Source organism: Pseudomonas sp. Ors-4-3C (assembly GCF_055755035.1).
On the sequence record NZ_CM146900.1, the window covers coordinates 6,129,802 to 6,150,252 of the forward strand.

16 protein-coding genes and 2 tRNA genes are annotated in these 20,451 nt (G+C 61.3%); 13 read left to right on the forward strand and 5 right to left on the reverse strand.

The annotated features are described in order from the left end of the window. Positions 1-185 precede the first annotated feature (185 nt). Complete coding sequence (locus ACVHNU_RS27710; protein WP_003221099.1) at positions 186-797, forward strand: trimeric intracellular cation channel family protein; 612 nt, start codon at positions 186-188, stop codon at positions 795-797. A gap of 117 nt (positions 798-914) precedes the next feature. Here the strand turns inward: ACVHNU_RS27710 and queG are convergent, their stop codons facing one another. Next, complete coding sequence (queG, locus tag ACVHNU_RS27715; RefSeq protein WP_473018681.1) at positions 915-1,985, reverse strand: tRNA epoxyqueuosine(34) reductase QueG; 1,071 nt, start codon at positions 1,983-1,985, stop codon at positions 915-917. 63 nt (positions 1,986-2,048) lie between these two features. On the opposite strand from queG, the gene ACVHNU_RS27720 reads away from it, so the two are divergent. From ACVHNU_RS27720 to ACVHNU_RS27775, 12 genes are all read left to right on the forward strand, one after another. Next, complete coding sequence (locus ACVHNU_RS27720; protein ID WP_473018682.1) at positions 2,049-3,548, forward strand: NAD(P)H-hydrate dehydratase; 1,500 nt, start codon at positions 2,049-2,051, stop codon at positions 3,546-3,548. Continuing rightward, positions 3,536-4,006 (forward strand): tRNA (adenosine(37)-N6)-threonylcarbamoyltransferase complex ATPase subunit type 1 TsaE, encoded by a 471-nt coding sequence (gene tsaE / locus ACVHNU_RS27725; protein ID WP_103485508.1) that lies wholly within the window; start codon positions 3,536-3,538, stop codon positions 4,004-4,006. The genes ACVHNU_RS27720 and tsaE overlap by 13 nt, the downstream gene beginning before the upstream one ends. A 51-nt stretch (positions 4,007-4,057) precedes the next feature. Then, positions 4,058-5,437, forward strand: a complete 1,380-nt coding sequence (locus tag ACVHNU_RS27730; RefSeq protein WP_400508169.1) for an N-acetylmuramoyl-L-alanine amidase — start codon at positions 4,058-4,060, stop codon at positions 5,435-5,437. A gap of 5 nt (positions 5,438-5,442) precedes the next feature. Continuing rightward, positions 5,443-7,344, forward strand: a complete 1,902-nt coding sequence (mutL, locus tag ACVHNU_RS27735) for a DNA mismatch repair endonuclease MutL (RefSeq protein WP_473020107.1) — start codon at positions 5,443-5,445, stop codon at positions 7,342-7,344. Further along, positions 7,344-8,315: a tRNA (adenosine(37)-N6)-dimethylallyltransferase MiaA gene (miaA, locus tag ACVHNU_RS27740; protein ID WP_201135941.1), complete on the forward strand. Its 972-nt coding sequence runs from the start codon at positions 7,344-7,346 to the stop codon at positions 8,313-8,315. Before mutL ends, miaA begins: the two co-directional genes overlap by 1 nt. Positions 8,316-8,409: 94 nt before the next feature. Then, positions 8,410-8,670 (forward strand): RNA chaperone Hfq, encoded by a 261-nt coding sequence (hfq, locus tag ACVHNU_RS27745; protein WP_003221112.1) that lies wholly within the window; start codon positions 8,410-8,412, stop codon positions 8,668-8,670. 12 nt (positions 8,671-8,682) lie between these two features. Next, on the forward strand, positions 8,683-9,984 hold the full coding sequence (hflX, locus tag ACVHNU_RS27750; RefSeq protein ID WP_003221114.1) for a ribosome rescue GTPase HflX: 1,302 nt from the start codon (positions 8,683-8,685) through the stop codon (positions 9,982-9,984). Between the two features lie 96 nt (positions 9,985-10,080). Further along, positions 10,081-11,256: an FtsH protease activity modulator HflK gene (gene hflK / locus ACVHNU_RS27755; protein ID WP_003221116.1), complete on the forward strand. Its 1,176-nt coding sequence runs from the start codon at positions 10,081-10,083 to the stop codon at positions 11,254-11,256. Continuing rightward, positions 11,256-12,125 carry a protease modulator HflC gene (hflC, locus tag ACVHNU_RS27760; RefSeq protein WP_003221118.1) on the forward strand — a complete coding sequence of 290 codons (870 nt, stop codon included), beginning with the start codon at positions 11,256-11,258 and terminating at the stop codon, positions 12,123-12,125. Before hflK ends, hflC begins: the two co-directional genes overlap by 1 nt. A gap of 312 nt (positions 12,126-12,437) precedes the next feature. Beyond that, positions 12,438-13,625, forward strand: a complete 1,188-nt coding sequence (locus tag ACVHNU_RS27765; RefSeq protein WP_473018683.1) for an ATP phosphoribosyltransferase regulatory subunit — start codon at positions 12,438-12,440, stop codon at positions 13,623-13,625. Between the two features lie 54 nt (positions 13,626-13,679). Beyond that, positions 13,680-14,969, forward strand: coding sequence for an adenylosuccinate synthase (locus tag ACVHNU_RS27770; protein WP_003221122.1), 1,290 nt, complete (start codon positions 13,680-13,682; stop codon positions 14,967-14,969). A gap of 139 nt (positions 14,970-15,108) precedes the next feature. Beyond that, positions 15,109-17,043, forward strand: coding sequence for a methyl-accepting chemotaxis protein (locus tag ACVHNU_RS27775; protein ID WP_003221124.1), 1,935 nt, complete (start codon positions 15,109-15,111; stop codon positions 17,041-17,043). A 100-nt stretch (positions 17,044-17,143) separates the two neighbouring features. Here the strand turns inward: ACVHNU_RS27775 and ACVHNU_RS27780 are convergent, their stop codons facing one another. The 4 genes from ACVHNU_RS27780 to ACVHNU_RS27795 all read right to left on the reverse strand — a co-directional run bounded on the left by ACVHNU_RS27780 (position 17,144) and on the right by ACVHNU_RS27795 (position 20,385). Next, complete coding sequence (locus ACVHNU_RS27780) at positions 17,144-18,709, reverse strand: ABC transporter permease (protein WP_201135940.1); 1,566 nt, start codon at positions 18,707-18,709, stop codon at positions 17,144-17,146. Then, positions 18,709-19,719, reverse strand: coding sequence for an iron ABC transporter substrate-binding protein (locus ACVHNU_RS27785; RefSeq protein WP_473018684.1), 1,011 nt, complete (start codon positions 19,717-19,719; stop codon positions 18,709-18,711). The genes ACVHNU_RS27780 and ACVHNU_RS27785 overlap by 1 nt, the downstream gene beginning before the upstream one ends. Before the next feature lie 311 nt (positions 19,720-20,030). Then, positions 20,031-20,117 (reverse strand) — tRNA-Leu (locus ACVHNU_RS27790). Positions 20,118-20,298: 181 nt separating this feature from the next. After that, positions 20,299-20,385 (reverse strand) — tRNA-Leu (locus ACVHNU_RS27795). Positions 20,386-20,451: the final 66 nt, after the last annotated feature.

The following is a 20,451-nucleotide window of genomic DNA, read 5'->3' on the forward strand; positions in this document are numbered from 1 at the left end:
ACGTCTTCGCGAGCAAGCCCGCTCCCACAATTTGGAATGCGTTCCCCCTGTGGGAGCGGGCTTGCTCGCGAAGAGGGCATCAGAGTCCCGTAAGATTCAAGTCAGAAATGCATCCCGGAGCGCGCCCCCTTCTGGTGCGGCGCTGAAATGGCTAGACTGCGCGCCTTCCTGCCAGGACCGCCGCCATGTTGCTGATGCTCTATCTGATCGCCATTACCGCTGAAGCCATGACTGGCGCGTTGTCTGCCGGACGGCGCGGCATGGACTGGTTTGGTGTGGTGCTGATCGCCTGCGTCACCGCGCTGGGTGGCGGTTCAGTGCGTGACGTGTTGCTCGGGCACTATCCGCTGACATGGGTCAAACACCCGGAATACCTGGTGCTGACCTCGGCCGCCGCGATGCTTACCGTGTTCACCGCCCGCTGGATGCGTCACCTGCGCTCACTGTTTCTGGTGCTCGATGCGGTCGGTCTGGTGGCGTTCACCCTGATCGGCTGCATGACCGCTCTGGAAATGGGCCACGGCATGCTGGTGGCCTCGGTCAGCGGCGTGATCACCGGGGTATTCGGCGGCATCCTGCGCGACATCTTCTGCAACGACATCCCGCTGATCTTCCGCCGCGAACTGTACGCCAGCGTCTCGTTCGCCGCCGCGTGGTGCTACATGCTCTGTCTGTATCTGAATGTGCCGAGCGAGCAGGCGATCCTGATCACCTTGTTCGGCGGCTTTCTGCTGCGGCTGCTGGCGATTCGGTTCCACTGGGAAATGCCCAAGTTCGTCTACAACGACGCACCTTGACGTCACGCTGGCGATCGCGTGGAAATCTTCTGTCGGGAATGTTGAATAGATGCCGCGCTTCTAAATGGGGGTAAAAAATAAAGTCTAAAGAGGGTATTTTGTTCTGAAATACCCCATTTAAGTAGTGCGTTCAGCGTGCTGTCTCAGCGCCCACTCGACGTGTTCGCGGACTAGATCGGACGGGTAATCACGGCGCGCCTTCAAGGCCTCCAGCACCGGAATGCTCGACGGCGCGTTGCCCAGCCCGACCGCCAGATTGCGCAGCCAGCGCTCGTAACCGGCGCGGCGCAGCGGCGAACCTTCGGTGCTGCTGAGAAACTTGTCCTCGTCCCACATGAACAGCTCCGCCAGTTCGGCGTTGTCCAGGTTGTGCCGCGGCTTGAAGTCGCTTTCCCCGGATGGCCGGGCGAAGCGGTTCCATGGGCAGACGATCTGGCAGTCGTCGCAGCCGAACACGCGGTTGCCGATCAACGGGCGCAAGTTCTCGGGAATGGCGTTTTTCAGTTCGATGGTCAGGTACGAGATGCAGCGTCGGGCGTCCAGCACATACGGGCCGACGAAGGCGTTGGTCGGGCAGATGTCCAGGCACGCGGTGCAGCGCCCGCAATGCTCGGTGTTGTGCGGTTCGTCCACCGGCAGCGGCAGATCGACGAACAGTTCGCTCAGGAAGAAATAGCTGCCGGCCTTGCGGTTCAGTACCAGGGTGTTTTTGCCGATCCAGCCCAGCCCGGCCTGCTCGGCGATGGCTTTTTCCAGCACCGGGGCGCTGTCGACGAAGGCACGGAAACCGAACGGGCCGATCTCGGCCTGAATCTTGTCGGCCAATTGCTGCACACGTTTACGGATCAATTTGTGGTAATCGCGGCCCAAGGCATAACGCGAAACGTAGGCCTTCTCCGGTTGCGCGAGCATTTGCGCCATTTGCGTGTCGCCGGGCAGGTAGTCCATACGCAGCGAAACCACGCGCAACGTACCCGGAACCAGCTCCTCCGGATGCGAGCGTTTGCTGCCGTGGGCGCCCATGTAATCCATTTCGCCGTGGTAGCCGGCGGCGAGCCAGCGCTCCAGGTGCTGCTCATGCTCGGCCAGGTCCAGACCGCTGATGCCGACTTGCTGGAAGCCCAGCTCGCGGCCCCAATCCTTGATCGATTGGGCGAGGGCGGGAAGATCTGTGGTGATGGCGGACATGAGGCGAGAGAAACCGGAGCTGAGGTGCGTATAATTCTGCCAGACATCGGAGCCCGAAGACGCATGCCGCACACGAAAGATGAATTACCCGACGCGCTGTATGGCGCTGCACAGGTGCGAGCACTCGACGCGCGGCTGATCGCTGCGGGCACCCCGGGCTTCGAATTGATGCAGCGCGCCGCGCACGCGACCTGGCGAGCATTGGTGCGGCAATGGCCGTCGGCGAACGAAATGACCGTGCTGGCCGGGCATGGCAACAATGCTGGTGATGGTTTTCTGATCGCCGCGCTGGCGCACCGGGCCGGTTGGGCGGTGCGGGTGCTGGCCGTCGGTGATCCGCAACGCTTGCAGGGCGACGCTGCGCAGGCTTGTGCGCAGGCACTGAGCGATGGCGTCGCCGTGCAGGGCTGGACCGCGCAATTCGAGCTGCGCGGCATTATCGTCGATGCCTTGCTCGGCACCGGGCTGGCCGGCGATGTGCGCGAGCCGTATGCCACTGCGATCAAGGCGATCAATGCCAGTGGCCTGCCGGTGGCGGCGGTGGATATTCCTTCGGGGCTGTCTGCCGATACCGGGCATGTCCTTGGCGTTGCGGTTCACGCCGACCTTACCGTGACCTTTATTGGCTTGAAGCTTGGCCTGTTCACCGGTGATGCGGCGGATCAGGTCGGAGCGCTGGTGTTTAACGATCTGCAAGCCGCTGCCGACATCTACCGTGACATTCCTGTCAGCGTCCTGCGTCTCACGACGGCTAATCTTCCGCGACTGGCTCCGCGTGCGCCCACTGCGCACAAAGGGCGCTTCGGGCATTTGCTGTTGATCGGCGGCGATCAGGGTTTTGGCGGGGCGATTCTGCTCAGTAGCGAAGCGGCCTTGCGCAGCGGCGCCGGCATGGTGTCGCTGGCGACCCGTCCGGAACATGTCCCGGCCGCGCTGACGCGGATGCCGGAAGTCATGGCGCTCGGCACATCGTCGGCCAATCAGTTGATGGGGCTGCTGGAAAAGGTCTCGGTGCTGGTGGTTGGTCCGGGTCTCGGACAGGCGAGTTGGGGCCGGGCGCTGTTGTCCGCTGCCGCCAATGCGCCGCTGCCGCAGGTATGGGACGCCGACGCGTTGAATCTGCTGGCGAGCGGTTTTGTCAGCCTGCCCGGGAATTGCGTGATCACTCCGCATCCGGGCGAGGCGGCGCGCCTGTTGGGCGTCAGTACCGCTGAGGTGCAGGCAGATCGCCCGGCCGCCGCGCGGGCGTTGTGCAAAAAATACTCAGCCGTCGTCGTGCTGAAAGGCGCCGGCAGCCTGATCGCCCATCCCGATGGGCGTCTGGCGTTGTGTCATCAGGGCCATCCGGCCATGGCCACTGCCGGCCTTGGCGATGTGCTCGCCGGGTTGACCGGGGCGCTGCTGGCGCAGGGCATGGACGGCTACGATGCCGCCTGCCTCGCAGTCTGGCTGCACGCCAATGCCGGCGCGCAACTAGGTAAATTCGGCCGTGGGCTGGCGGCCAGTGATCTGATTCCAGCCATTCGTCAGTTGTTGGAGGAGCATGCACCGTGTCTGAAGTAACCCTGTACCTGGCCGATGAACAGGCCATGAGCGACTTTGGCGCACGGATCGCCCGCGTTACTCAGGGCCATGGCCTGATTTTTCTCGAAGGCAATCTGGGCATGGGTAAAACCACCCTGTCGCGGGGCATCATTCGTGGGCTTGGGCATGTCGGCGCAGTAAAAAGTCCGACCTTCACTCTGGTTGAGCCCTACGAGATCGGCGACGTCCGTGCCTTTCACTTCGACCTGTACCGTCTGGTCGATCCGGAGGAGCTGGAGTTTCTCGGTATCCGCGATTATTTCGAAGACGATGCCCTGTGCCTGATCGAGTGGCCCGATAAAGGTGCAGGCTTTTTGCCAAAGCCTGACCTGACCATTACCATTACCCCGCAAGACAGCGGCCGTTCGCTGAAAATTTTGTCCCAGGGCGCGCGTGGTGAGTCCTGGTGTGCCGCTTTGGCATTGGAATCCAATTAAATGATGGGGTTAGGTATGCGCTTTCGCGCGTTGGTGGCTGCCGCAGGACTGATGTTGATGGCAGTGGCCGTCAACGCTGTGGCCGACACAAAGGTCAACAGCGTGCGCCTGTGGCGGGCGCCGGACAATACGCGACTGGTCTTCGACCTGAGCGGCCCGGTGCAGCACAGTGTCTTCACCCTGACCGCACCGGATCGACTGGTGATCGACATCAATGGCGCCACTCTGGGTGCGCCGTTGAAAGTTTCGACCGCCAACACGCCGATCACCGCGATGCGCTCGGCCCAGCGTACGCCGACTGACCTGCGGGTGGTCATCGACCTGAAAAAAGCCGTCACCCCGAAAAGTTTCTCGCTGGCGCCGAACGCGCAATATGGCAACCGTCTGGTGGTCGACCTGTTCGACAATGCCGCCGATGCCGCCCCGCCGCCAGCTCCGACGCCTTCGGTTGCGACCGTGCCGGCAGTGCCGGTGACGCCTTCGGAACCGGCGATCAAACTGCCACCGGCCCCGGCCGGCAAACGCGACATCATTGTGGTGATCGACGCCGGCCACGGCGGCGAAGATCCGGGTGCGTCCGGCTCGCGCGGTCAGCGTGAGAAAGATGTGGTACTGCAGATCGCCCGCGAACTGCAGCGTCAGGTCAACGGCATGAAAGGTTTCCGTGCCGAGCTGACCCGGACCGGCGATTACTTCATCCCGTTGCGCGGCCGTACCGAAATCGCCCGCAAGAAGGGCGCCGACCTGTTCGTGTCGATCCACGCCGACGCCGCGCCGTCTGCGGCAGCCTTCGGCGCCTCGGTGTTTGCCCTGTCCGATCGCGGCGCAACGTCGGAAACCGCCCGTTGGCTGGCCGACAGCGAAAACCGTTCCGACCTGATCGGTGGTGCCGGCAACGTCAGCCTCGACGACAAGGACCGCATGCTCGCCGGCGTGTTGCTCGACCTGTCGATGACCGCGTCGCTGACTTCCAGCCTCAACGTCGGCCAGAAAGTCCTGACCAACATTGGCCGCGTGACCCCGTTGCACAAACAACGCGTGGAGCAGGCCGGGTTCATGGTGCTGAAATCGCCGGACATCCCGTCGATTCTGGTCGAAACCGGCTTCATCTCCAACGCCAACGAAGCGAACAAGCTCTCTGCATCAAGCCATCAGCAGGCGCTGGCGCGTTCGATCAGCAGCGGTGTGCGGCAGTTCTTCCAGCAGAACCCGCCACCGGGCACCTACATTGCCTGGCTGCGTGACTCCGGCAAGATCGCCCAAGGCCCGCGCGATCACCGCGTGAGTCCGGGTGAGACGCTGGCGATGATCGCCGTGCGTTATCAGGTGTCGCCCGCCACGCTGCGCAGTGCCAACAATCTCAGCAGCGATGAGCTGAAGGTCGGTCAGCATCTGACCATTCCTGGCACCGAACTGGCGTCCAAAGAATGAACCAGGTGTTGAACGCCGCACGCATCGAACTGCTCAGCCCGCGGCTGGCGAACCAGATCGCCGCCGGTGAGGTGGTCGAGCGCCCGGCTTCGGTGATCAAGGAATTGCTGGAAAACAGTCTCGACTCTGGTGCCAAGCGCATCGACGTCGATGTCGAGCAGGGCGGCGTCAAGCTGCTGCGGGTGCGTGACGACGGCAGTGGCATTTCCGCCGACGACCTGCCGCTGGCCCTGGCCCGTCACGCCACCAGCAAGATCCGCAATCTCGAAGACCTCGAACAAGTGATGAGCCTGGGCTTCCGTGGTGAAGCGCTGGCATCGATCAGCTCCGTGGCACGCCTGACTCTGACCTCGCGCACCCGCGACGCCGATCAAGCCTGGCAGGTCGAGACCGAAGGCCGTGACATGGCGCCTCGCGTTCAGCCGGCAGCGCATCCGGTCGGCACTTCGGTGGAAGTGCGCGACCTGTTCTTCAACACGCCGGCGCGGCGCAAGTTTCTCAAGACCGAAAAAACCGAATTCGATCATCTGCAGGAAGTGATCAAGCGTCTGGCGCTGGCGCGCTTCGACGTGGCCTTCCATCTGCGCCACAACGGCAAGACCATCCTCAGTCTGCACGAGGCCCACGATGATGCGGCCCGCGCCCGGCGGGTGGCGGCGATTTGTGGTTCGGGCTTCCTTGAGCAGGCGCTGCCGATCGAGATCGAGCGCAACGGTCTGCACCTGTGGGGCTGGGTCGGGTTGCCGACCTTCAACCGCAGCCAGGCGGACTTGCAGTATTTCTTTGTGAACGGCCGGGCGGTGCGCGACAAACTGGTGGCGCACGCGGTGCGTCAGGCTTATCGCGATGTGCTGTTCAACGGTCGCCATCCGACCTTCGCGCTGTTTTTCGAGGTCGATCCAGCAGCGGTGGACGTCAACGTGCACCCGACCAAGCACGAAGTGCGTTTCCGTGACGGGCGCATGGTGCATGACTTCCTTTACGGCACGTTGCACCGCGCATTGGGCGATGTGCGTCCGGAAGATCAACTGGCCGGTTCGGTCACCACTGCTGTTGTCCGTCCAACCGGCATCGAGGCCGGTGAATTCGGCCCGCAGGGCGAAATGCGTCTGGCGGCCAACGCGCTGCTGGAGCAGCCGCAGGCGCAACCGGTGTTCAGCACCTCGTCGGGCGCCAGCGCTGGCGGCGCTTACCAGTATCAGTACACGCCACGTCCGCAGTCGGCGATGCCGCCAGCCGCCGAGGCGCAAGCTGCTTACCGCGAGTTCTTCGCGCCGCTGCCCGAGGCCAACGCCAACGCGCTGCCGGCCGGTCAAGAAGATATTCCGCCGCTGGGTTACGCGCTGGCGCAGCTCAAGGGTATCTACATCCTGTCCGAGAACGCTCAGGGGCTGGTGCTGGTGGACATGCATGCCGCGCACGAGCGGATCATGTACGAACGCCTGAAAATCGCCATGGCCAGTGAAGGCCTGAGCGGCCAGCCGCTGCTGGTGCCGGAGTCGCTGGCGGTCAGTCAGCGTGAAGCCGACTGCGCCGAAGAACATGCCGCATGGTTCCAGAAACTGGGCTTCGAACTGCAGCGTCTGGGCCCTGAGACATTGGCGATCCGCCAGATCCCGGCCCTGCTCAAACAGGCCGAGGCCAATCGGCTGGTGGGTGACGTGTTGTCGGACCTGATGGAGTACGGCACCAGCGACCGGATTCAGGCACACCTGAACGAACTGCTCGGTACCATGGCCTGCCACGGCGCGATCCGCGCCAACCGGCGCCTGGCCCTGCCGGAAATGAACGGCCTGCTGCGCGACATGGAAAACACCGAGCGCAGCGGTCAATGCAACCATGGCCGACCGACCTGGACCCAACTGGGCCTGGACGATCTGGACAAACTGTTCCTGCGCGGTCGTTGATGAGCCAGCTTCCTCCAGCGATTTTCCTGATGGGCCCGACTGCTGCGGGCAAGACCGACCTGGCCATCGAGCTGACCAAGGTGCTGCCGTGCGAACTGATCAGCGTCGATTCGGCGCTGGTCTATCGCGGCATGGACATCGGCACCGCCAAGCCCTCGAAAGAACTGCTGGCCGAATTTCCGCACCGGCTGATCGATATTCTCGATCCAGCCGAAGCCTATTCGGCTGCGGATTTCCGCCGCGATGCCCTGCAAGCCATGGCTGAAATCACCGCGCGCGGGAAAATTCCGCTGCTGGTCGGCGGCACCATGCTCTATTACAAGGCTTTGGTCGAAGGCCTGGCGGACATGCCGGCAGCGGATCCCGAGGTTCGTGCGCAGATCGAAGAAGAGGCTGCACGCCTTGGCTGGCAAGCCCTGCACGATCAACTGGCGCTCATCGATCCGGTGTCGGCGGCACGCATTCACCCGAACGATCCGCAGCGCCTGAGTCGTGCGCTGGAGGTTTATCGGGTCAGCGGTCAGAGCATGACTGCCCTGCGTCAGCAACAATCTGCGCAAAGTACTGAAGCAGCCGCTTCGGGACAGCAACAATTGCCCTATACTGTCGCGAACTTGGCCATTGCTCCGGCAAATCGTCAGGTACTGCACGAGCGCATTAAACAAAGATTCACAAATATGCTGGAACAGGGGTTCATCGACGAGGTCGTAGCCCTGCGTAAAAGAAGTGACCTGCATTCCGGGTTGCCGTCTATACGTGCGGTAGGCTACCGCCAAGTCTGGGACTACCTGGATGGCAAGCTGTCGTTAGCTGAAATGCAGGAACGCGGCATCATTGCCACGCGTCAATTGGCCAAGCGCCAGTTCACCTGGCTGCGCAGCTGGGAAGAACTGCACTGGCTGGACAGTCTTGATTGCGACAATCTGCCACGCGCCTTGAAATACCTTGGGACCATCTCCATATTGAGCTGAGTCCTTGCAATTGCCGTCTATCCTTGGGGGTGTGGCGGCCAAAGCCATCTGAATTACCTATTTTTATTATTGAATCCTTAAAGGAGTGCGGCACATGTCAAAAGGGCATTCGCTACAAGACCCTTACTTGAATACTTTACGTAAAGAGAAAGTTGGGGTTTCCATCTACCTGGTCAACGGTATCAAACTGCAAGGCACGATCGAGTCGTTCGACCAGTTCGTTATCCTGCTGAAAAACACCGTGAGCCAGATGGTTTACAAACACGCTATCTCTACAGTCGTGCCAGTACGTCCAATTCGTCTGCCTAGCGCAACCGAATCCGATGCAGGTGACGCTGAGCCAGGTAACGCCTGATAGGAGTCTCCTTTGTTCTTTGAGCGCCACGGTGGTGGTGAGCGAGTCATTCTCGTTCACTTGGAAGGTCAGGACCCTGAGGCGCGCGAAGATCCGCAGGAGTTTCAGGAATTGGCTAATTCGGCGGGCGCCGAGACCGTTGCGTTTTTTAACGTACCGCGTCATCGGCCAACCGCCAAATTCCTGATTGGCAGCGGCAAGGTCGAGGAATTACGCGACCTGGTCCATGCCGAAAAGGCCGATCTGGTGATTTTCAATCACATTCTCACGCCCAGTCAGGAACGTAACCTCGAACGTGTTTTCGAGTGTCGCGTGATCGACCGTACCGGCCTGATCCTCGATATCTTCGCCCAGCGCGCCCGTACCCATGAAGGCAAGCTCCAGGTCGAACTGGCCCAGCTTGACCACATGAGCACCCGGCTGGTTCGCGGCTGGACTCACCTTGAGCGTCAGGGTGGCGGTATCGGCATGCGTGGTCCGGGTGAAACCCAGCTCGAAACCGACCGGCGTCTGCTGCGGGTTCGCCTGCGTCAGATCAAGGGTCGTCTGGAAAAAGTACGCAGCCAGCGCGAGCAATCGCGACGCGGCCGCTCCCGTGCGGATATCCCTACCGTTTCTCTGGTGGGCTATACCAACGCCGGCAAATCCACGCTGTTCAATAACGTGACCAAATCCGAGGTGTACGCGGCCGACCAGTTGTTCGCCACGCTGGACCCGACCCTGCGCCGTCTGGAACTGGACGACCTGGGGCCGATCGTTCTGGCGGATACGGTAGGGTTCATTCGGCACTTGCCGCACAAGCTGGTCGAGGCATTTCGGTCTACGCTCGAAGAGTCGAGCAACTCCGACCTGCTGTTGCACGTGATCGATGCGGCCGAACCGGATCGCATGTTGCAGATCGAGCAGGTGATGGTGGTGCTGGGCGAGATCGGAGCCCAGGACTTGCCGATCCTCGAGGTATACAACAAACTCGATTTGCTTGAAGGCGTTGAGCCACAGATCCAGCGTGATGCCGATGGCAAACCGCAGCGGGTCTGGCTGTCGGCGCGTGATGGCACGGGTCTGGAATTGCTTGAGCAGGCCATTGCCGAGTTGCTGGGCAGTGATTTGTTTGTGGGGACATTGCGCTTGCCACAACGGTTCGCTCGACTGCGTGCGCAGTTCTTCGAACTCGGTGCGGTACAGAAAGAAGAGCATGACGAAGAAGGCATCTGCCTGCTGGCCGTTCGTTTGCCCCGGGTCGAGTTGAATCGACTGGTAAGCCGCGAAGGATTGCAGCCGATGGAATTTATCGAGCAACACACTTTGCAATAAAAGCCTGGCAAAGCGGTTGTGCCGCGACGGCAGGCATTCTGTAGCATTGGTCGGCGCGCCGTGGGTGCGTCTTTGCTTTATCAGATGGAGAGCGCTATGGCTTGGAATGAGCCGGGTGGCAACTCGAATAATCAGGATCCTTGGGGTGGCAAGCGCCGCAATAACGGCGACCGCAAGGGGCCACCGGATCTCGACGAGGCCTTCCGAAAGCTGCAGGAAAGCCTGAACGGGTTGTTCGGTGGTGGTAAGAAACGCGGTGGTGATGACGGCGGTGGTTCGGGCAGGAGTGGTGGCGGCTTCGGCGGTCTGCTCGGCATCGGCCTCGTCGTGCTGGCGGCTGTCTGGCTGTACAGCGCGGTCTATGTGGTCGACGAGCAGGAGCAAGCCGTGGTGCTGCGCTTCGGCAAGTACTACGAGACGGTCGGCCCCGGCCTGAACATCTACTTCCCGCCGATCGACAAGAAGTACATGGAGAACGTCACGCGTGAGCGTGCCTACACCAAGCAGGGCCAGATGCTGACCGAAGACGAGAACATCGTCGAAGTGCCGCTGACCGTGCAGTACAAGATCAGCAACCTGCAGGACTTCGTGCTGAACGTCGATCAGCCGGAAATCAGCCTGCAGCATGCGACCGACAGCGCCCTGCGTCACGTGGTGGGTTCGACCGCCATGGACCAGGTGCTCACCGAAGGTCGTGAATTGATGGCCAGCGAAATCAAGGAGCGTCTGCAACGCTTCCTCGATACCTATCGCACCGGTATCACCGTCACTCAGGTCAACGTACAGAACGCGGCAGCCCCGCGTGAAGTGCAGGAAGCCTTCGACGACGTGATCCGCGCCCGTGAAGACGAGCAGCGTTCGCGCAACCAGGCTGAAACCTACGCCAACGGCGTCGTGCCGGAAGCCCGTGGTCAGGCCCAGCGCATCCTCGAGGATGCCAACGGTTACCGCGACGAGACAGTCTCGCGCGCCAAGGGTGAGGCTGACCGCTTCACCAAACTGGTGGCCGAGTATCGCAAGGCACCTGAAGTCACCCGCCAGCGTCTGTACCTGGACACCATGCAGGAAGTCTTCAGCAACACCAGCAAGGTACTCGTGACCGGCAACAAGAACGGCCAGAGCAACTTGCTTTATCTGCCGCTGGACAAAATGATTCAGAACAGTTCGGGCAGCAATGCACCGGTGACCGGTTCGGCCGCTGCCAGCAACAACACGGATGTCGCGCCGCATGTCACTGATCTGCCGCAGACACGCACAAGGGAGACCCGCTGATGAGCAATAAATCGCTGATCGCCCTGATCGTTGGCGTTGTTGTGGTGCTGGTGGGCTGGAACTGCTTCTACATCGTGGCTCAGACCGAGCGTGCGGTGTTGCTGCAATTTGGTCGTGTGGTTCAGGCCGATGTTCAGCCAGGTCTGCATGTGAAGGTGCCTTACGTTAACCAGGTGCGTAAATTCGACGCACGTCTGATGACGCTGGATGCACCGACACAGCGCTTCCTGACCCTGGAAAAGAAAGCCGTGATGGTCGATGCCTACGCCAAGTGGCGCGTGAAAGATGCCGAGCGCTTCTACACCGCGACTTCCGGCCTCAAGCAAATCGCCGATGAGCGTCTGTCCCGTCGCCTGGAATCGGGCTTGCGTGACCAGTTCGGCAAGCGCACCCTGCACGAAGTGGTGTCGGGTGAGCGTGATGCGTTGATGGCTGACATCACCGCGTCGCTGAACTCGATGGCAGAAAAAGAGCTGGGTATCGAAGTGGTCGATGTCCGGGTCAAGGCCATCGATCTGCCGAAGGAAGTGAACCGCAGCGTGTTCGAACGTATGAGCACCGAGCGTGAGCGTGAAGCTCGCGAGCACCGCGCCAAGGGTAACGAGCTGGCCGAAGGCATCCGTGCCGACGCCGATCGTCAACGCCGCGTGCTGCTGGCTGAAGCCTATCGTGAATCCGAAGAGATTCGCGGTGATGGCGATGCCCAGGCCGCTGCGATCTACTCCAAGGCCTACGGTCAGGATCAGGAGTTCTACGGTTTCTACCGTAGCCTGCGTGCCTACCGTGAAAGCTTCGCGAACAAAACCGACGTCATGGTTCTCGACCCAAGCAGCGACTTCTTCCGTTATCTGGAAAAGTCCAAGCCTTGATACGACGTTGACCTGAATCACTCCGCCCGGCGGCTAAAACCTCGGGCGGGGTGATCCTTTGGGAAAACGTGTGTATGATGCGGCAGCCGGGAAATTCCCGGCTTTTTTGCGTCTGCACGTTTGATTGCTGTTTTTTTTGCAGGCATCGGGTTGAATGGCCCGAGAGTATTTCGAGGAAGGTGATGGGCGAAGCCGGTAACAGGCCTTTCGCCGCGTCGTTCATGCGCGTGCGTTTTGAACGAGTCGGTCATTTTCTGCTTCACTCAAGGCTCGCCCGCAGGCTGGCCGCCCGGATCAAAGGGGAATGGCGTAATGGCAACGGTAGACCGCTGGCTGCTGCCAGATGGCATCGAAGAAGTACTGCCACCGGAAGCTGCGCGCATTGAAGTCGCGCGTCGTCAGGTGTTGGATCTGTTCCAGAGCTGGGGTTACGAGTTTGTCGTGACTCCCCATATCGAGTACCTGGAATCCCTGCTGACCGGTGCGGGCCAGGATCTGGATCTGCGTACCTTCAAGGTCATCGACCCGCAGTCGGGCCGGCAGATGGGTTTCCGTGCCGACATCACGCCGCAGGTGGCGCGCATCGATGCGCACACCCTGCGTCGCGAAGGCCCGAGCCGTCTGTGCTATGCCGGCAGCGTGCTGCATGCCCAGCCGCGTGCACTGTCGTCCTCGCGCAGCCCGATCCAATTGGGTGCCGAGCTGTACGGCGATGCCAGCCCGAGCAGCGACGTTGAAGTGATCAGCCTGATGCTGGCCATGCTGCAACTGGCCGATGTGCCGGACGTGCACATGGACCTTGGTCATGTCGGCATCTATCGTGGCCTGGCGCGTGCCGCCGGTCTGTCCGGTGAAGTCGAGCAGCAGTTGTTCGATGCGCTGCAACGCAAGGCCATCGACGAGGTCATTACCTTGACCGAAGGCCTGCCGGCCGATCTGTCCGGCATGCTGCGGGCGCTGGTCGATCTGTGTGGCGGCCGTGAAGTGCTGACTGCCGCCCGTGAGCGTCTGGCCAATGCGCCGGCTCCGGTGCTGGCCGCGCTGGAAGATTTGCTGGAGATCGCCAATCGTCTGGCGACGCGTTTCCCGGAGCTGCCGCTGTACTTCGACCTGGGCGAGCTGCGCGGCTACCACTACCACACCGGTGTGGTGTTCGCGGTGTTTGTCCCGGGCGTGGGCCAGTCCATCGCTCAGGGCGGTCGTTACGACGACATCGGCGCCGACTTCGGTCGTGCCCGTCCGGCGACCGGCTTCTCTACCGATTTGAAAACCCTGGTGACCCTGGGGCGTGCTGAGATCGAGCTACCGTCTGGCGGTATCTGGATGCCTGACAGTACGGATGCGGCACTCTGGCAGCAGGTTTGCCAGTTGCGCAGTGAGGGTCAGCGTGTCGTTCAGGCGTTGCCTGGACAGCCTTTGGCCGCCGCCCGTGATGCGGACTGCGACCGGCAATTGATTCAGCAGAACGGGCTTTGGCAAGTATCGCCACTGGCTTCTTGAGTTTTCCTGCCGGCCATCGCCGGCACCAAGTTTGCGCGAATGAGGACAAGTGTTATGGGTAAGAATGTCGTAGTCCTGGGCACCCAATGGGGTGATGAGGGCAAAGGCAAGATCGTTGATCTGCTGACCGAACATGCTGCCGCCGTAGTGCGCTACCAAGGTGGCCACAACGCTGGCCACACCCTGGTGATCGACGGCGAAAAAACCGTCTTGCACCTGATCCCGTCGGGCGTGCTGCGCGAGGGCGTGCAGTGCCTGATCGGCAACGGCGTGGTGGTTGCACCTGACGCCCTGCTGCGTGAGATCACCAAGCTGGAAGAGAAAGGCGTACCGGTGCGCGAGCGCCTGCGTATCAGCCCGTCCTGCCCGCTGATCCTGTCCTTCCACGTGGCGCTGGACCAGGCCCGTGAAAAAGCCCGTGGCGAGCTGAAGATCGGTACCACCGGTCGCGGCATCGGCCCGGCTTACGAAGACAAGGTTGCACGTCGTGGCCTGCGCGTGGGCGACCTGCTCAACATGCCGCGCTTCGAAGACAAGCTGCGTGAACTGGTGGATTACCACAACTTCATGCTGGTGGGTTACTACAAAGAGCCGGCCATCGAGTTCGAAAAGACCTTGGCCGAGTGCAAGGAATACGCCGAGCTGCTCAAGCCGCTGATGCTGGACGTGACTGCCGAGCTGCACGACCTGCGTCGCGCCGGCAAAGACATCATGTTCGAAGGCGCCCAGGGTTCGTTGCTCGACATCGACCACGGTACCTACCCGTACGTGACCAGCTCCAACACCACCGCAGGTGGCGTGGCCACCGGTTCGGGCGTTGGCCCGATGTTCCTGGACTACATCCTGGGCATCACCAAGGCTTACACCACTCGCGTCGGTTCGGGGCCATTCCCGACTGAGCTGTTCGACGACGTGGGTGCGCACCTGGCCAAGCAAGGTCACGAGTTCGGCGCTACCACCGGCCGTGCCCGTCGTTGCGGCTGGTTCGACGCCGTTATCCTGCGTCGCGCTATCGATGTGAACAGCATCTCGGGCATCTGCCTGACCAAGCTGGACGTCCTCGATGGCCTGGAAACCATCAACATCTGCACCGGCTACAAGGACGCGCAAGGCAACGCCGTGGCGCCGACCGACGCTGACAGCTACGTGGGCCTGCAGCCTGTGTACGAAGAAGTGCCGGGCTGGACCGAATCGACCGTGGGTGCCAAAACCCTGGAAGAGCTGCCAGCTAACGCTCGTGCCTACATCAAACGCGTTGAAGAGCTGATCGGCGCGCCGATCGACATTATTTCGACGGGCCCGGATCGCAACGAAACCATCGTTCTGCGTCATCCGTTCGCTTGATAAGTCGTTGATGTAAAAAACAAAGGCCCCTTAATCGGGGCCTTTGTCGTTTATGCCTGTTGGACGGCATGACCTTTGCTGTAAATCTTCCTACAAGAGTGCCATCAAATTAATGGCGTCAGAAGTAGAGGGATTCACAGTGTCGGCCGTTCTCTCACTGTTACAAAGCCGTTTGTTGCGGCCCGTGTTCGTTACCCTTGGTATCGCCCTTTTGGTGCAAGTGCTGGTGGCGGTCGCCCTGACACGAAGCACCGTCACGGCGCTGGAAGCCGATCTCGGCACTCGCCTGGGCGCAGACAGCCAGAAGCTTTCGGGTGAGCTGGAGCAGGCAGGGCGTGAAGTCACGTCGAGCCTCGACGCCTTGTCCGCCAGTACTCGTCAGCGACTTACTGCGGGTCTGTCTTCGCGTCTGGAAGAGGAGCAGGCGCAGCTGCGTACGACTCTGGAAAAAGACCTCAAGGACTCGGCCAACGACATGGCCCAGTTGCTCGCCTCGGTCGCGCCCCGTGCCATGTGGGATAACGACGTACCGACCCTCTCCGAGTTCGCCCGGCGCGCCCAGCGCAATCCCAACGTGCTGTTCGTGGTCTACGACGACGCCACCGGTCAGCACCTGACGCGTTATCTCAATCGCGAAAACCCGATCAACAAGGCCTTGCTGGAAAAAGGCCAGGGCGAGCGTGCGCTCGATAAAGTGCTGGATGCGGCGAAGAACGATCCGTCGGTCTACTATCTCGAGGCCTCGATCAACCCCAATGGTGTGGAAATCGGCAAGGTGCTGATGGGCGTCTCGACGGCGTCGGTGGAAACTGATCTGGCGGCGCTCGACAAACGTTTCTCGGCGCTGATTGCCAGCAGTGATCAACTGGTTGGCGACAGCCTGAAGGGGGCGGCTGCTGACAGCGCCACGGCCATGCGCGCCCGCCTGCAGTCGGCGCAGTCCACGGCTGCCGAGATGAAGGCTAATACCGCGAGCACCGTGCAGGATGCCGCGGGGACGCTACGCTGGCGGATCGGCATGGGCCTGGCGCTGGTTGGATTTGGCGTACTGCTGTTGCTGGCGGTGGTGCTCGGTCATCGGGTAGTCAACCGCCTGAAGATGCTCAACGCGGCGATGGATGATCTGGCGGCGGGCGAGGGCGATCTGACCAAGCGCGTGCAGATCAACAGCAAAGACGAGATCGGCGACATGGCCTCGGCGGTCAATCGCTTTGTGGATAAGTTGCAGCCGATTGTGCGTGAGGCGGGCGACGTGGCCCAGCGTACCGGCGTGGAAATCGGCGCCATGACCCTGCGCAATGCCGGTGCCGATGCGGCGGCGGGGATGCAGCGTGATGAAGTGGCGGAAAGCCTGCGCGCGCTGTCGCAAATGGCTGACGAAGCGCAATCGGAAAGCCATGCCATGCAGGCGGCGTTGAAACAGGTGGTGGATATTCGCCAGGCCACCGATGAAAACACTCGTACCTCGGCGAAAGTCGGCAGCCTGATCGAGGCGCTGGCCGGACAGGTCGATACCGGGGCGAAAGTCATCGAGCGACTGGCGCAGCAGAGCGAACAGATCGAAGTGGTACTGACGGTGATTCACGGCATCGCCGAACAGACCAACCTGCTGGCGCTTAACGCGGCGATCGAGGCGGCGCGGGCCGGCGAGACCGGGCGCGGTTTTGCCGTGGTCGCGGATGAAGTGCGCGCCTTGGCGAGCAAGACACAAAGCTCGACCGGCGACATTCAGGCGCACATCGTCGCGTTGCAGCAGGGCGCGCGTGAGGCGGTTGAAGCGATCGGACAGGCCGGGCGTCAGGCCAGCGAGGGTTTGCTGGTGTTGCGCGACAGTGCGCGGCTGCAGCAGTCGGTGCAGGCCTCGGTCGAGCAGGTGCATGCGGCGATTGGTCTGGCGACGCAGGCGGCGGCGCATCAGGCGCAGGGCGCGCAGGCAGTGCGTGGGCGGGTCGAAACGATTCATGCCCAGGCCGAGAAAGCGGCGCAGGCGGTGGTGGAAACCACGGCCAGTGGCAAGGTGCTGGATGGTTTGGCGGCGCAGTTGAAGGCGAGTCTGGGGCAGTTCAGGGCCTGATGTTGCCCCCTTCGCGAGCAGGCTCGCTCCCACATTCGATCGCATTCCTCTGGTGGGACTCGGTCAAAATGTGGGAGCGAACCTGCTCGCGAAAGCGGTGTCAGCGGCTCAGATACATCCGCGTCGTCAGCAGATACACCGGCAACCCGGACACCACGATCAACAACGCCGCATAAGGCGCTGCCGCCGCAAACTCGACGTTCGCGGTATGCGCCCAGACTTCGGTCGCCAGCGTGTTAAGCCCGGTCGGGCTCAGTAGCAACGTCGCCGTCAGTTCCTTCATTGCGTCCAGAAACACCAGCGCAAACGCCGCACCCAGTGCCGGGAAGATGATCGGCAGGGTCACTCGGCAAAACGCGGTGAACGACGACGCCCCCAGCGTGCGTGCCGCTTCTTCCAGCTGCGGCGCAGCCTTGTTCAGTGCCGTACGAATCGGTGCCTGCGCCAACGGCAGAAACAGCAACGCATAAGCGATCAGCAGTAATGCCGAGGTCTGGTACAGCGCCGGCACGTAATGCAGGGCGAAATACACCAGCGTCAGTGCAATCACCAGACCCGGCAAGGCGTGGAGCAGATACGGCAAGCGCTCGGCCCAGATCGCCAGTCGACCCTTGTAGCGCACCACCAGCAGCCCGACCGGCACCGCCAGCAGCAAGCACAGCGCTGCGCCACCGAGCGACAAGGCTAGCGAAGACAGCAGGGCCTCGGTGATCGCTGCGACCGGGAAGGCCGCCGATGAGCCAACCGCCAGCCAGTACGCGAGCATGCCCAGCGGAATCCCGCTGCCGACGATCGCCAGCAGCAGACAATACAGCTGACCGACAACGGCCCATGGCCCGAGACGCACTTGTTCGGCCTGACGCGCCGCGCCTTGGCCTGTGCGCACATGCCGACCCTTGCCGCGCACCCGCAGCTCCAGCCACAACAGCATCAGGCACAGCGCGAGCAAAACCGCCGAGAGCATCGCGGCGTTGGCGTTGCTAAATTCCAGTTCGAATTGCTGGTAGATCGCCGTGGTGAAGGTTTGCAGGCCGATGATCGACAGCGCGCCGAACTCGACCAGCATGTGCAGGGCAATCAACAGCGAGCCGGCCAGCAGCGACGGCCAGAGCAGCGGCAGGGTGACGCGGAAAAACACGCCCCAGCGATTCTGTCCCAAGGTGCGGGCCGATTCTTCAAGGGACGGATCAAGGTTGCGAAGAGTCGCCGCGACCGGCAGAAAGATCAGCGGGTACTTCGACAGGCTCATCACCAGAATCGCCCCGCCAAGACCTTCGAACTGCGCGCTCAACGACACCCAGGTGAAGCTGCTGACGAACGCCGGCACCGCGAATGGCAAGCACAGAATCACCCCCCACAGGCGTCGTCCCGGTAGATTGCTGCGCTCCAGCAGCCATGCCAGTGACAGGCCGATCACGCCGCAAGTCAGCGTTACGCCGACCATCAGCGCCAAGGTGTTGCGCAGCAGACCGAACACGTAAGGGCGCCACAACAGGTGCAGCGCTTCGGCCCAACCGGCCTGCCAGGCTTTCAGGCCGACATAGGCCAGAGGCAACAGGCTCATGACCACCAGCAATAAAACCGGCAGCACCAGCCAGATCGACGGCCGCTTGCGTCGTGGCACATAACCCCCGCGCGCGGCGGGGGCGGATAACGATGTGGCCATCAGTTCAGGCCAACTTCACGTTCCAGGTCCAAGGCTTCTTCGGCGTTGCCCAGATCGGCCGGGGTCACGTTCGGCGCTTGCAGTTCGCTGAACGGCTTGAGCCCGCGATCCGATTCCATGCCTTTGTGCAGTGGGTATTCGGCGGTGGTCTGGGTGATCACGCGCTGGCCTTCCTCGCTGGCCATGTAGGCGAGGAATTGCTGAGCTTCTTTTGGATGTTTGCTGGATTTGAGGACGGCAGCGCTGGAAACAGTGATCAGCCCGCCGACGTCGCCGCCGGTGAAGTAATGCAGTTTCGAGTCGAGTTTGCCTTTCTCGCGTTGCAGGGCGAACCAGTAATAGTTGTTCACCAGCACCGTGGCGACTTCGCCGTTTTCCACGGCTTTGAGGGCGACCATGTTGTTGCTGTAGGTCTTGCCGAAAGCGCGCAGGCCGGTCAGCCATTCCTCAGCGGCGTCGCGACCGTGCATCTTGATGATCGCCACAGCCTGTTCCTGGAAGGCGCCGCTGGTTGGTACGAAACCGACTTTGCCTTGCCATTTCGGATCGGAGAATTCCATCACCGACTTCGGCAGGTCTTTCTCATCGACCAGTTTCGGGTTGTAGGCGACTACACGAACCCGGGCGGTGACACCGATCCAGGTGCCGTTGCCGGCGACGTATTGCTTGGGTAGCACGGCCAGCGTGGCGTCGTCGGTCTTGGCCAGCAGACCTTGCTCGCCGAGGTTGTTCAGTGGCGGGGATTCTTCGGTGTAGATCACGTCGGCGGGGGAGCGGTCGCCTTCTTCGATGACCTGGCTGGCGAGCTGGTTGCTGCTGCCCTTGCGTACATTGACGTGGATACCGGTCTTGGCCTCGAAGGCCTTGGCGATCGCATCGCCGACTTCCTTGTGTTGACCGTTGTAGAGCGTCAGGGAAACCGCATCGGCTGCCTGGGTGAGGGGAGTGGCGAGTGCCAGGCCGAGCAGGGTTAAGGTCAAGCCGCGGCGCAGGGTATTTCGAAACATCATTCGCAGGGTTCCTCACTGTCGCATTGCAAAAACTTGCAACAATGATAAACGATATTGTTTCTCAAGTGCGCCTTGCGGGCTGCGGCAGGCTCTGATAAGTGCGGATTGAATGCCCTTGTAGGAGCTGCCGAAGGCTGCGATCTTTTGATCTTGTTTTTTAAAGCAAAAGCAAAGATCGCAGCCTTCGGCAGCTCCTACACAGGTGCAATCGAATGTCGAGTGAGGCGTTTAGAATTTCTGGAAGGCAGAAACGCAAAAACCCGCTTTCGCGGGTTTTTGGGAAACTCAAGATCGTGACCTTGAGTTTGAATTGGTGCCCAGAAGAAGACTCGAACTTCCACGACCGTAAGGTCACCAGCACCTGAAGCTGGCGTGTCTACCAATTTCACCATCTGGGCATTCATCGCGAGCGTTGCCGCTGTTGATGTGGCGCACTATACGGAGCGCTTTTTGATCTGTAAACCCCTGATTTAATTTTAGTTAATCGGTTTTAACAAATCGGTTGCTTAGAATGCAAAAAACCCGCTTTCGCGGGTTTTTGTGTGAGCCTTGAAACTGATCTAGTCTCAAACTCGAAATTGGTGCCCAGGAGAAGACTCGAACTTCCACGACCGTAAGGTCACCAGCACCTGAAGCTGGCGTGTCTACCAATTTCACCACCTGGGCATCTCGTCAACGTGTGTACGTCGTCGATGGCGCGCACTATACGGAGCGCCTTTTTAACTGTAAACC